Origin of the sequence: Pontiella sp. (genome assembly GCF_041622395.1) — a bacterium.
In the GTDB taxonomy this organism is placed as follows: domain Bacteria; phylum Verrucomicrobiota; class Kiritimatiellia; order Kiritimatiellales; family Pontiellaceae; genus Pontiella.
Map to the genome: position 1 here is coordinate 1 of NZ_JBFJYW010000083.1, position 12,939 is coordinate 12,939.

A 12,939-nucleotide genomic window follows, 5' to 3' on the forward strand; every position below is an offset into this window, starting at 1 on the left:
CTTCTACTATCTCTACGCGAAGGAGTCCGGCCATTCGCCCAAGCTGGTTCTGCAGCTCAAGGAAGAGCCCAAAAAGCAGGAATGACCCGGCTGGCCCGCCATCACTTTTTGGGGCGGGAACGGGCCACGAGTTTGATGTAGATCGGCGCCCCTTCGAGGCCGAAGGCCTCGCGGAACTGGTTTTGCAGATATTTCAGCCAGTTCGATCGCGCATACGTCGGATCGTTCACGAAAATCTTGAAGTAGATCGGATTCGTGCCGGACTGCGTGGCATAGAAGACCTTCAACCGCTTGCCCTTGGCGATCGGCGGAGGATATTTCTCGACCGCCTGTTCGATGACCCGGTTCAGCACTCCCGTCGTGATTTCAACGCGGGTCTGCGCCGCAACGTAGTCGATGGCCTCGACGCTGCGCTTGATGTTGTAGCCGTCCTTGGCCGACACGAACAGAACCGGGGCGAAACCCAAGAACGGCAGCGCCTCGCGCAGCGCCGGAAGGTATTTGGTCTGCGTGACGTCCTCATCCGCATCCTTGGCCAGATCCCACTTGTTGCAAAGCAGGATGCAACCCTTCTGGGCTTCGATGATTTTGGCGGCCACCTTCTTGTCGCGGGTGGTGGGGCCCGTTTCGGCGTCGAGCACCATCACCACCACGTCGGCGCTTTCGATCGCCTTGTCGGTGCGCAGGTTGCTGAACCAGTCGACCGCGCCCTTGGAGCGCGTATCCTTCTGCACCCCGGCGGTGTCGATCAGCCGGTAGTGGCGCGCGGTTGCGCCTTTGCCGATGGTGAAGGGGATCTCGATGCTGTCGCGCGTCGTGCCCGGCACATCGGAGACAATCACGCGCTCATCCTTGAGCAGGCGGTTGATGTAGGAGGATTTCCCGGCGTTCGGGCGGCCGACCACGGCGACGCGCAGCGGCTCCTTCTCGGTCGGGTTCTCCTCGACCGGCAGCATGGGAATCAGCGTTTCCATCATCGCGGACACGCCGCGGTTGTGGACCGCGGAAACCGGGAAGACCGGGAAGCCGAGCGGATCGAAATCGTAGGTGCCTTCGTCGCGTTCCGGGTTGTCGGCCTTGTTGGCCGCCAGAATCACGTTGAGCCCGCTTTCATGCAGCAGCCGGGCCACTTCCTGGTCGAGCGGGGTCAGCCCGGCCGAAATATCGGTGACGAAAATGATGAGCGAAGCATCGGCAATGGCGATTTTGGCTTGCACCTCGGTTCCGGCCACGATCTGGTCTTCCGAAACCTGCTTGTCGAAATGGCCCAGTCCGCCCGTATCGATCAGCTCGAAACGTTCGCCTTCCCAGTTGGCTTCGCACGCCACGCGGTCGCGCGTCACGCCGACCTCCTCGTGCACGATCGATACGCGGCGGCCCACCAAGCGGTTGAACAGCGCCGACTTGCCAACGTTCGGGCGACCGACAATCGCCACAACTCTTTTACTCTTCGTCTCTTCCATAGTGCGGAGGGTGATACACGAATCCCTCAAGCGGCACAACGGGAAAGGGGGAAAAGATTCCGGTTGGGATTGGAGGAGGGCGGCTACTCCACGTGCCGGACGTTCACGCGGTAGTAGCGCGCGGCGTTGGTTGCCGATTCGTAGTCCGCCACATGGATCGCCCCGTCGGCCCCCAGAATGCCCGATGCCATGGGACGCCAGAAATTGGAGGCCAGGTTATCGCAATATTCGATTTCATACTGCCGCCCGGCATAGCCGAAAAAGGCGGGCAATGCCCCCGCCGCGCGGTCGAGTTTCCAGCAGCTGGCGGAATTGGTCGGCGCGGTTCCGCAGATATATTCTTCGAGGTTGCTGTAGCCGTCGCCGTCCGGATCGAGCGCCTCGTCGTTGGCATAGATGTCGAGTCCGTGCGCCAGTTCCCAATCCTGCGGCAGGGCATCGGCATCCTCGACCGCCAGAATAAAAGCCGGCGCCAAGCGCTGCGCCGCGCCGTTCGTGTCCGAAAGCTCCGCCGCCAGCGTGTGCAATCCGGCCGGCAGGTTCGTCAGCACCGTGTAATGCAACGGCTGCCCCTCCAGCTCGGGGTGGACCACTTCCTGCGTGCTGATCGAATCGATCCAGATGCCGCCATCCGGATAAAAGCTGCCAACGACATATTCATACCGGATATAAATGGGTTGGCCCGCGTAGGCCGACAGGTCGATGGACACGGTGGACCAATCGACGGAACCGGTGGCCGACCAGATTTCTGAAAAGGTTGTCCCATCGCCCGAGACCGAAATACGGAACGGATCCGCATACAAGTTGTATTGGGTATGCAGCAGCAATCGGGTGGATGCGGTCGGCGTAATGGTTTCCGTGGCGGTGACATGCTCGGTGCCGCCATACCCATCCGGCGTAATTCCAAAGCAGGAGCCCACTCCGGCAACGTTTGTAACGGCCCATTCTTTTTCGGGCGACGTTGAATAAACCGTAAACTGCGAGAAATCATCGCAGGGGTCCCAGAGGGTGGTGGTTTCGGAAAAGCGGCGGGATGCAAGCGGGGCATCGACGGCGAAAGGCTCCCAAGCGCTGGTTTGGTCGTTGAACTTTTTGATGGCCAGTTGCGCAACTTCGGTTTCGCGCCGTTTGGGGAGGATCCACTGCAATTCGACGGAACCGCCGGCCGCGCCGGCGACCGAGTTGGTCAGCGGGAAGGCGAGCAACTGCGGGCGGATGGCGGTGATGCCCGAATCCATGGCGCCGCCCGGAATCCCGGAGGCGGTCCACCAGCCATTGTTCGTCCCGCCCCATCCGTAGTTGATGTGGTAGGTTGTTTCCCCGTCATCGACCATCAGGCCATCGGCCACAACGGCATGGTTGGGGATGGAAACGATGCAGGGAAATCCGGCGCGCAGCTCGGCTTCCATCGGTGCGATCAGGCTGGAACCGGAAGACGACCAGACGATCGGCTCGAAAAAGAAATAGTCGTCCAGACGGTTGCCCAGCGTGTAGGCACTAGCGCTGGTTCCGCCGTTTTCAAAGTTGACTTCGGCGGCAACGCAGAGTTCATACATCAATTCGGCAACGGCATCCTTCGATGGGGCGGAGTCGGTGTTCCACGGATCGTAGGCATTCTGCATGGCGGCCCAGTCGTAGGGGTCGGAAAAATCGGCGCTGTGCGGTCCCGTAATGCTGCCCGCACTGTCGGTGTAGGCGTGCGAACCCTGTCCATGCAGCGGCCAGCGGTGAAAGGCGAGCATCTGGGCATAGGCGGTGGGCACGCATCCGACGGCGGCCCGGTAGTCGTAGTACTGGCTTCCTGCCGGATCATCGGGGCAGCGCAGGTTGTATGGATTGTTTTGGTTCCAGCTGGTTTCCAGGAAGGGGCCGTGCAACTCCGCGGCGGCCATCGGCGCAACGGAGGCGGTTGCTTTGGACGCAACCGGATTCGCCAGCGTCTCTTCCATTCGCGCGCAATGCGCCACGAGCATTGCGCGGAAGGCGTTTTGCGGATGGTCGGTCAAATCCACCGCGGAATCGGGGCTGAAGGAAACAAGCAGCGGCAACAGGTCGTCGGAGTTCAGGATCAGATAGCCATTGGGCGAAAGATGCACCACGTAGACCGAATAGGCGCTTCCGCCGGGAAAGACCTCCACCGAGCCGGCGGTACGGGGTTCCGTTGACATGACCGGGTTGCCCGCCATCCGGCTCGTGGCCCATTCAACCGCGGTTTCCTGCGAGATCGGTGCGCCGGATACCTGCATGGCCAGCATCCCTGCGAGTAGGCTTATCCTTTTCATGGCAGTCCCTTCGGTTTCGTGTCGATGAATCGTGAAACGTTCCGTCAAAACGCATGGTGCCAAACTTTCGAAAATCTTCCAGACCGAACTCGATTTATCCAGTCCCGCACTTGTTGCGGAATGGCAAGTGTTTACAAAGAAAAGAGGCGCCGAAATGAGCGGGTTATCGTGCGTTATTTTGGATTGCAAATGGCGTATGGCAGATCTAGGGTCGCGGCGTAACGGGAGGTGAAAGATGAAAACATACTTCTATATTTTCACCGTCTTTATGGCGGTCTTCGCGCCCATGGTTTCGTTGGGGGTTTCGACAGAAACCACGCTCGAGGAGCTCATTGCAACATCGAAAGCCATTTGTCGGGCAACCGCCCTGAATAATCGCGCATTCGAGAAAGAACCCGAGAACCACATCTATACCGCCACCGGCTTCAAGGTGGAACAAACCTTCAAGGGAACCTTCGGCGCGACGGTGGAAGTCCAGCACCGCGGGGGGGATTGCAATGGGCGCGGCGAACACAGCTGCCGCCAACCCATCTACGCGGCCAATGCGGAATACCTCCTTTTCATCGCCCAGCGCGACGACGGCTCGTTGTACTGCGTGCGAAGCGTGGGGGAAACCGAATCCCAATTCGCGGCGATGCTGCAGGACGAGGAAGCATGGGACGCCGCCGACCGGGCTGCCGGCATCGACGTTTCGTCGATCGAGGCCGAGCTCCGGCAAACGGCCGGGCTTGCTCCCGGATACGAAAACGTTTCGAGCCGCTTTCTCCAAGGCGACCGCGGCGAGCCGATCGAATACGTGGTGGACATGGATGCCTGGCCGCCGAGCCTGACCAAGCAGGAGGTGCTCGCCGCCGTTCGCAATGCCTTCGATACCTGGGCCGCCGCGACTTCCTTGACCTTCACCTTCGCAGGAATCGAGTCGTTCGGCATGGCCTCCGCCGACCTTGACCGGGGCGATGGACGCATCTACGTGCAGGTGCATGACCTCTACGACCACATCACCGATCCCTATGCCATCGGAGACGGAGGCAGGACGCTGCGGTATATGGTCTGGGATTTCGGCGGAATCGGCGGCCGCATCGGCGGAAATGAATTTGACCTCACGACCCAAGGCTACGTCGTGATCGACCACACGAAATCCGCGTTTACCGATCCCGTCAGTTTCGAGGAGGTCGTCTGCCACGAAATCGGCCATACCTTGAGCTTGGCGCACAGCAGCGAAGACGATTCGGAAAGCGACGCTACCCTGACGGAAGCCCTCATGTACTATCTGGCCCATCTCGATGGGCGCGGCGCCTCGCTCCGAAGTTGGGATACCGACCAGATCTCCACCGTTTTCCCGGCGGACAGCACCCCGCCCTATGGATTCGATCGGAAAATCTATGCGATCTACCGGTCGTCGAGCAGCCAGCCTTCCGCCGCATCGGGGGTCAACTCCGTGCGCATCCCGATGAGCGACCGCCAAGGCGGCGCCTGGCCGCACAGTTACGGAAGCTCAAGTGGGGACACCGTCAATTTCGGCACCTTTTCTTGGTCCATCGACGGGGACGACTTCATCTTGTATTTCACGCCAACGGCCGCGAACTACGAGCCCGCCGATGCAACGGAACTGACCGGCGACAATGAGTTCTACGAGTATTACGTGGTCCGGTTCGACGATCTCCAGGGCAACGTTTCGCCGCCCATTTGGATCCGCGTGGTCCAGTTGCTGAAAGACGCGAACCTCGACAATTTGGCCGACAGCTGGGTGGGCGCATACCCGGGGACGACCGGCGGAACGAGCGGCGATCCGGACGGAGACGGGTTCTCCAACCTTGAAGAGTGGTTCCTTGGAACCGCGCCAAACGACAAAAATTCCGCGTTGAAAATCGGGATATCCGAAAACCGGATCCACTGGAACGCCAAGCCCATGACCCTGTACCAACTCGAAACCTCGGCCGATCTGACCGAAGGCTTCTCGGCGTTGTCCTATCCGATCCAGCCGACATCGGCATCCGGATCGGTGCCGGTTGGCGAAGATGCAACCCAGTTCTTCCGCATCCGCCGGTTCGAATAACCCGAATGGGCTAGGCCGACCGCTCAACGCTCCCGGCCAGCCGGAGCTCTTCCGGCGAAACCTCGGCTCGCCAGGCGTGGAGTTCGACGCCGGCATCCGCGGCGGCTTGCAGCGCGACGGCATATGCCGGATCGATCTCATGCGCCGCGCGGAAGGTGCTGCCGTCGGAGCGGGGGATCACGAACAGCATCGCGGCGCGGTGCCCGGCCTGGACCACGGCGATCAGCTCGTTGAGGTGCTTGCGGCCGCGCTCGGTGACCGCGTCGGGAAAGGCATAGCAACCGTCGTCCGCTAAAAGGGTGACGTTTTTCACCTCCACGTAGCAGAGGTCGCCGCCCGTTCGCAGCATCAGGTCGAAGCGGCTGTTGCCGAAGGTTTGCTCGCGCAGCACCTCGGCGTAACCCGACAGCGCCGGAATCCAACCCTTCGACACCGCTTCGAAGGCCATCTCGTTGGCGCGGCCCGTATTGACGCAGATCCAGCAGTCGCCGTTATGCACCAGCTCCCAGGTATAGCGGTATTTGCGCTTCGGGTTTTGGCGGTCGGAAAGTGCCACGCGCCAGCCCGGCTCGGCGCAGGAGGTCATCCGTCCGGTGTTGGGGCAATGCGCGGTAACGACCGTCCCGTCGTCGAGCTCCACATCGGCCAGGAACCGCTTGTAGCGCTTGAGCAACGTCCCGAAAATGACAGGCGGAAGAGTCATGGTCTGTGGGAGCAAGGGCCGCGGGCGGTCGGGAGAACGCTACCCTTCCACCTTGCGGTTCCACGCAACGATGCACTCGTTGATGGTCATTTCGTAGCGTTTTTTGCAGAACTGGCAGCTGATGCCGACGGGCTCCTTGCGCTTGACCATCGTCATGCGGTCGGGGATCGGGATGGCGCGCAAAACCGCCGCCATCTTTTCGCGGTTGCAGGTGCACTTGAACTTGGGCAGCGGGCAGGCTTCCATATGAATGCCTTTGTAGCCCGGCTCCTTGCCCACCAAGGATTTGGCGATCTGCTCGAAATAGCTGTCGGCCGCGCTGTCGTGGCTCAGCAGGTTGCGGAAGCCTTGCTCGTCCATCTGGCTGCGGATGCGGTCGAACCGTTCCAAATCCGTCCCGGGCAGCGCCTGGATCATCCAGCCCTGGCAGAGCTTCACGGGCTTTTGCGGATCGGGTTGGAAGCCGATCATCACGCTCATGCCCGTTTCGATCTGGTCGGAGATGCAATAGTGGTAGGCGAGATCGCTCACGACGTCGTGCAGCGAAACCGGGGTGGTACCCGAATTGACGATCGCGCCTTCCTTGGTGGTGATCACCTGCAGGTCGCCGGTTTCGCCGTAGAGGTTGTCGTGCGCATCCTCGGCGGCGAGGTGGTTCGGCGAGATCAGGGAGCGGACGGTGCCGTCCTGCCCGGCATCGGCCACGATGGTCTTGAGCGCCCCGTGGTATTTCCAACAGACGTTGAGCCGGTTGCCTTCCGGCAGCAGCGTTGCCGCCAGCAGCGCGGCCGTCGTGGCGCGGCCGAGCACATGTGCCGCCGCCGGATCGCAGTCGTGCCGCACAACCGCTTCGTTCACCGCCTTGGTGGCAACCGCGTAGGTGAATGCAATGTCGAGTCCCTTGAAGTGTCCTTTGTAGAGCAGATCGTTCATATCGAATGGGTTTTAAAGGGTGGAGAATTAAATGCGAGGTGCGAAAACCTATTCCGGCTCGAATCATTCTGTCCACATTTATTCTGCCAAAACTCCGTCCCGCCGCCCGGCACCGAGAGCAACCCCGTCGGTTTGTCCACCGTCAAGTGGTGGGCACGTAGGCCGAATTGAGCCGGCAGGCAGCAATTACATCCTGCTTCGTTGCATGCGCCGAGTCTGCCGCTCCAGCCGTAGCGCGGCCGGAAGCACGCGTCTACATTCCATCAAAACGGAGCGGGGCACCTTAGGTGCAGCGGTTCCCCCGTAGCGGGGTGGGCCAGTTCCACCGACTCCGCGTGCAGCATCAGCCGCTCGCCCGCAACGCCGTAGATGTTGTCGCCGACAATCGGATGGCCGATGCTCTGCATGTGCACGCGCAACTGGTGCGACCGACCGGTCTTCGGGAAAAGCGCAACGCGCGTGACGCCGTCCGAACGCTCCAGAACCCGCCATTCGGTGACGGCCTTTTTTCCGCGGACGCAATCAACGAGGTGTTTCGGGGGCAGGCGCTGTTCCATATCCTTGCGCATGGGATAATCGACCATGCCCTCGTCCTGCTCCAGCAAGCCTTCGATCAAGGCCACATAGGTCTTCTGAATCTCGCGCTTTTCGAATTGGAGCGAAAGCGCGCGCTGCACCTCCGGCGACCGGGCGAACAGGATCAAGCCCGAGGTATCCATGTCGAGCCGATGCACCATCAGCGCTTCCGGGAATTCCGCCCGCACCCGCGCCAGACAGCAGTCCTGCTTGTCCGCGCCGCGCCCCGGCACGCTCAGCAATCCCGTCGGCTTGTCCACCGCCATCAGCGCTTCGTCTTGATAAATGATCTTCAACATATCCGCAGGAGTTTAACCACGATGGCACGAAGAACACGAAGATTTCCTATTCCTGATTCCTGGAGCCCTTTGGGTCTTTGTGGGTATAGCCAAAATCCAGCAAAGCCCCAACGGTCGAAAAGGAATAGCCCTGCTTCCGCAACGCATCGATGATCATCGGGACGGCCCGAACCGTCGCGGCGCGGTTGCCGCCGCCGTCGTGTAGCACAATGATCGAACCAGGACGCACTTTTTTCACCACCCGATCGCGGATGGTTGCCGCATCGATGTTTTTCCAATCGCCCACCACGACGTCGGCGCTAATATACTCCAACCCGCGCGCCTCGAGAATCTTGCCCTGCCCCGGCGAGAGCAATCCGTTGGGCGGTCGGAACAGAGCCAGGTTCGTGATACCCACGCTTGCAAAGGCCGCGTCCATTTTATCGAGCTGGGCCTCGACCGTCTTGCGGCGTTTGAACGCCAGCGACTGCCAGTCGTAGGAATGCCCGCCGATCTCGTGCCCGGCCTTTGCAATCTTCCGGGCAAGGTCAGGATGGTTCTCCACCTGTTTGCCGATCAAAAAGAAGGTAGCCGTCACGCCCTTGGCCTCCAGCACCTTCAGCAGCTTTTCGGTATGCGGCGAATTCGGACCGTCGTCGAACGTCAATGCCACCACCTTCTTTTCGGTCCCGATACGCTTAATGCCTGCACGCGAGTTGAGCGGAGAAACCAACAGCATAATACCAACAACCAATCGGAAGGTGCGCATGTACAGGTCTAACCAATAACGGTTTTTTCCCATTCCAAAACTTCCGCTGCGATATGCAACGCCTCTTTCAACTCATCCCGGGTTACGGGTTCGATCTCTCCCGGGTACCGGGCAGTTACCGAATAATCCGTAAGAACCGCCGCACGATCCAATGTCGGCTCGCAAAACAAGGTATCCGGAAGCCGTTCGACGAGAATTTTAATGTTATGCGTTCTCGGAAACACCACGCCGAGCGACAGTAAAACCGCTTTAAGCGCCTTTTCCACCGACTGCTGGGCATGGTAGCAGAGATCTTCCAACCGAATTCGGCGGATTGGTTTGATGGAAGCCAGGGCTAAATCGCTTTCGGCGCGAGAAAGCCAGTCTTGCGGCGATCCGCAGGCCGGGGCGTTAGATGGCATAGAGGAGCTTCCCTTCTTCCAAGGCGGAACGATACACAAGTCCGCTATCGGTGGCATGCCGCTCCAAGTCGGAAACCGTGGCCACGACTAAATCGTAAGCGGTTTTCACGTTGGAAATATTGCGATAAAGGTGTTGGGCGGTTTGCCGGCGGTGGGTTCCCTCCGGCATGACGATCAGCAAATCGATATCGCTGTGTTCCGTCATGTTTCCGGTTGCCGCCGAACCGAATAAAAAAACCTTAAGCGGGTGAGCGAGTTCAACGATCTGCCGAATCAATTCATCTATGGTCTGCGCCGTATCCATGAACCCGATATAAACAAACGGCCTTCCCCGGAACAAGTTTGCAAACGTACCGATTTGCCGACAAGATCGTGCACAACATTTTAGGAGAGAACATGAACTGCCCGGTTGACCAATGCGAAATGTCGAAGAAAACGAAGAGAGGCCTGACCGTCCGCGAGTGTCCGGAATGCCGCGGGATCTGGCTCCCGGTCAAGGCGCTTCCCCGGGCCACCACGGGTGCGGCGGGCACGGTCGCCGCCCTCCGCTGCCCCGCGTGCGGCTGGCCGATGGAGCCGATGAAGCACAAAGGGAAAAACGTACATGCCTGCACCTCCTGCATGCATGCCTGGATCAAGGGCCCGGATCTGCGCGACCTCTATGGCCCGGTTCCATCCGGTTCGCATGCGTTTGATCTTGGCGCCATCTCCGAAATCAATTTCGACATCGCCTTCTATGCGCCCGAGCTGTTTGTCGGCAGCGCGAAAGGACTGGTTCAGGCCGCGGACGCCGCAGGCGATGCCGTCGTGGATTTCTTCGCCGATCTGTTCTCGGATATTCTTTAGCCCCGAGCATCCAGCATCAGCCTACATGTCCAGCACGGTTTCGGGATAGATCTGGCCGTCGGCGCCGATCTTGAAAACATAGATCAGTCCGGGGCGGACGCGCTTGTAGACGGCGTTGCCGAAAATCGCTTTCACGCCGTGTTTCTGCAGCGCGTTGGGATCGTTGGCCAGATTCCAGATCGCTTCCCAGAACAGGTCCTGATCCGACTGCTTGAGGTTGCGCAGCAGATCGGCATAGCGTTCCGGATGGGAGCCGGGCGTTGAAATATCGAAGCCGTCCGCCGGGCTCATGCTTTCGCCGTAGATGCGCCGCCAAAGGTAGAGCGCCCGTTGCTTGCCGTCCATCACGGCCTGGTCGGAAAAGGTGACGACGAGGGCGTCGAAATGGACAACGTCGCCCTCGATTTCGTATTCCTTTTCGAACACGCGGTTGAGCATGTCGTCGCGCGCGGTTTCGACGAACCGAATGGTGGTGTAAAGCTGGCCGTCGCGCTCCTCCTGCTTGACGACCTTGGCGAAGCCGATCTGGTCCTCGTGGGTGAGGGCGGCGATGGCCTCCTTCAACTCCGCGCTTTCGGCCAACAGGGCGTGGACGGTTTTCGTGCCGTAGAAGAAGGTGCCGCCCACGAAGCCGAGCACGGCCAGCGTGGCGATGGTGGTCATGAATTGCAGGATTCGTTTCATAGTCCGCCAGCTTCCCGCAGCCGCGCCCCCGACGCAATGGATATTTTTCTGGAATATCCGTCCCGCAAAAATCTATCCTGTCCCTATTCGTACACAACATGCCATGCTTGAACAACGCAATCCCGGGAGCCACATGAAAACCAAAACACTGACCTTTACCCTGGCGCTACTCTGCCTTTCTTCCGCCATCCGCGCGGCGGAGCAACCCAACTTTATCCTGATGATGGCCGACGATCTGGGCTACGCCGGGCTTTCCTGCTTCGGCAACCGCCACGGCATCCAGACCCCCAACCTCGACGCCATGGCCAAGAACGGGCTCAAGTTCACCGATTTCCACTCCAACGGAACCGTCTGCAGCCCGACGCGCGCCGCCCTGATGACCGGGCGCTACCAGCAGCGCACGGGCGTCACGGGCGTCATCACCGCCGCCTCCCACCGCAACGCCGGCCTGGCGCACAAGGAAACCACCATCGCCGACCTGCTGAAGGCCAACGGATATCGAACCGCGATTTTCGGGAAATGGCACCTGGGCTACCCCGCGACCTTCAACCCGATTCACCAGGGCTTCGACGAATATGTCGGCTTCGTGAGCGGCAACGTCTGCAACCAGAGCCACATCGACCAGGCGATGCAGGAAGATTGGTGGAAGCAGGACCAGCTGACGCCGGAAAAGGGCTATCAAACCACCCTGATCGGCAATCATACGGTCGACTTCATCGAGCGCTCCAAGGACGCGCCGTTTTTCGTCTATGTCGCTTTCGGCGCGCCCCACTATCCCATCCAAGGCCCGAACGATCCGCCCACCCGCGGGCCGGACAAAGTCAGCCAAAACAGCATCGACGCCAAACGCGCCTACCGTGAAATGATCGAATCGATGGATGCCGAGGTCGGCCGCATCCGGGCCAAGGTGGAGGAACTTGGCCTGGCGGAAAAAACCGTCTTTTTCTTCTGCTCCGACAATGGCCACTCCATGGGGCTTGGCGGGGAATATTCCGCCGATCCGGCCCTGCGCGGCAGCAAAGCCACCGTTTACGAAGGCGGCGTCCGCGTGCCCGGCATTGCCTATTGGCCCGGCACCATCGCGCCCGCCGTTACCGAAGAAGTCGGCATGACGATGGATCTGCTGCCCACCTTCGCCTCGCTGGCCGCGGTTCCGGCGAAAACGGAATATCCGCTCGATGGAATCGACCTCGCCCCGCTGATGCTCCACGGCACTCCGCTGCCGAAGCGCCCGCTGTTCTGGTCGTTCAAAAACACCGGCGCGGCGCGGCTGGGCCCGTGGAAATATGTCCTGACCGGGAACACGGGCGCCCTTTACAACCTGGACGACGACCGCGCCGAGAGCATCGACCGCTCCGCCGATTTCCCCGAGAAATTCCAGGAAATGCAACAGCGCTACGCCGATTGGTTTAAAGACGCATCGACCAATCCCAGCGGTCCGCAGATCGATCCCAACGCATCGGCCACGCCCGTCAAGTGAATCGGGGCGCACGCTGCGGGGGATGAACCTCCACGGTGATGTGGACGAGATTCGGGATGCCGGCCAGCAGGGCCTTGATCGCGGCCGGGCTTTGGTATTCGGCCGTTTCCACCGTCAGGATGACGGCAAAGTTTCCCGGAGCCAACGCCCAGGCATGCAGGTCGCAAACGTGGCAGTCCGCCGCCTCCACGGTTGAACGGATCCGGGCGAGCAGCGGTGGCTCGACGCTGCCATCGAGCAGGATGCCGCTGGTGTCTTTCAGCAGCCCCACCGCCCAGCGGGCAATCACCAGCGAGCCCACCACTCCCATGATCGGGTCGAGAATCGACCAGCCAAACAAGCGGCCGAGCGAGAGGGCAACCAGGGCCGCGACGGAAGTCAGCGCATCGGCCAGCACATGGAAATAGGCGGCGCGCAGGTTGTGGTCTTCATGAGGTCCATGGTCGTGCCCGTGGTGGTGGGGCTCGC

General features: G+C 60.6%; 13 protein-coding genes. 3 read left to right on the forward strand and 10 right to left on the reverse strand.

Annotation, left to right across the window (positions count from 1 at the left end):
• Positions 1-101: 101 nt before the first annotated feature.
• Both der and ABYO54_RS06645 read right to left on the reverse strand, forming a co-directional pair.
• Entirely contained in the window at positions 102-1,436 is a 1,335-nt protein-coding gene (der, locus tag ABYO54_RS06640) for a ribosome biogenesis GTPase Der (protein ID WP_372807461.1), read from the reverse strand.
• A 110-nt stretch (positions 1,437-1,546) separates the two neighbouring features.
• Complete coding sequence (locus ABYO54_RS06645) at positions 1,547-3,745, reverse strand: C10 family peptidase (RefSeq protein WP_372807462.1); 2,199 nt, start codon at positions 3,743-3,745, stop codon at positions 1,547-1,549.
• A gap of 235 nt (positions 3,746-3,980) precedes the next feature.
• Here ABYO54_RS06645 and ABYO54_RS06650 point away from each other — a divergent pair, with 235 nt between their 5' ends.
• Positions 3,981-5,801, forward strand: coding sequence for a hypothetical protein (locus ABYO54_RS06650; RefSeq protein WP_372807463.1), 1,821 nt, complete (start codon positions 3,981-3,983; stop codon positions 5,799-5,801).
• A gap of 10 nt (positions 5,802-5,811) precedes the next feature.
• Here the strand turns inward: ABYO54_RS06650 and sfsA are convergent, their stop codons facing one another.
• The 6 genes from sfsA to ABYO54_RS06680 all read right to left on the reverse strand — a co-directional run bounded on the left by sfsA (position 5,812) and on the right by ABYO54_RS06680 (position 9,765).
• Positions 5,812-6,504 (reverse strand): DNA/RNA nuclease SfsA, encoded by a 693-nt coding sequence (gene sfsA, locus ABYO54_RS06655; protein WP_372807464.1) that lies wholly within the window; start codon positions 6,502-6,504, stop codon positions 5,812-5,814.
• Between the two features lie 39 nt (positions 6,505-6,543).
• Positions 6,544-7,437, reverse strand: a complete 894-nt coding sequence (locus ABYO54_RS06660; RefSeq protein ID WP_372807465.1) for an Hsp33 family molecular chaperone HslO — start codon at positions 7,435-7,437, stop codon at positions 6,544-6,546.
• A 263-nt stretch (positions 7,438-7,700) separates the two neighbouring features.
• Positions 7,701-8,312 carry an RluA family pseudouridine synthase gene (locus tag ABYO54_RS06665; RefSeq protein WP_372807466.1) on the reverse strand — a complete coding sequence of 204 codons (612 nt, stop codon included), beginning with the start codon at positions 8,310-8,312 and terminating at the stop codon, positions 7,701-7,703.
• Positions 8,313-8,358: 46 nt separating this feature from the next.
• Positions 8,359-9,030: a polysaccharide deacetylase family protein gene (locus ABYO54_RS06670; RefSeq protein ID WP_372807467.1), complete on the reverse strand. Its 672-nt coding sequence runs from the start codon at positions 9,028-9,030 to the stop codon at positions 8,359-8,361.
• A gap of 38 nt (positions 9,031-9,068) precedes the next feature.
• Positions 9,069-9,461, reverse strand: a complete 393-nt coding sequence (locus ABYO54_RS06675) for a HEPN domain-containing protein (protein WP_372807468.1) — start codon at positions 9,459-9,461, stop codon at positions 9,069-9,071.
• Entirely contained in the window at positions 9,451-9,765 is a 315-nt protein-coding gene (locus tag ABYO54_RS06680) for a nucleotidyltransferase domain-containing protein (RefSeq protein WP_372807469.1), read from the reverse strand. The genes ABYO54_RS06675 and ABYO54_RS06680 overlap by 11 nt, the downstream gene beginning before the upstream one ends.
• A 38-nt stretch (positions 9,766-9,803) precedes the next feature.
• Here ABYO54_RS06680 and ABYO54_RS06685 point away from each other — a divergent pair, with 38 nt between their 5' ends.
• A complete protein-coding gene (locus ABYO54_RS06685; RefSeq protein ID WP_372807470.1) occupies positions 9,804-10,307 on the forward strand; it encodes a zf-TFIIB domain-containing protein in 504 nt (167 codons plus the stop codon).
• 21 nt (positions 10,308-10,328) lie between these two features.
• Here ABYO54_RS06685 and ABYO54_RS06690 read toward each other — a convergent pair whose 3' ends face one another.
• Entirely contained in the window at positions 10,329-10,991 is a 663-nt protein-coding gene (locus ABYO54_RS06690; protein WP_372807471.1) for a hypothetical protein, read from the reverse strand.
• A 133-nt stretch (positions 10,992-11,124) separates the two neighbouring features.
• Between ABYO54_RS06690 and ABYO54_RS06695 the strand changes: the two genes are divergently transcribed.
• Positions 11,125-12,471 carry a sulfatase-like hydrolase/transferase gene (locus ABYO54_RS06695; protein WP_372807472.1) on the forward strand — a complete coding sequence of 449 codons (1,347 nt, stop codon included), beginning with the start codon at positions 11,125-11,127 and terminating at the stop codon, positions 12,469-12,471.
• Here the strand turns inward: ABYO54_RS06695 and ABYO54_RS06700 are convergent.
• On the reverse strand, positions 12,464-12,939 hold a 476-nt coding region (locus tag ABYO54_RS06700; RefSeq protein WP_372807473.1), incomplete at its 5' end, for a cation diffusion facilitator family transporter. The genes ABYO54_RS06695 and ABYO54_RS06700 overlap by 8 nt on opposite strands.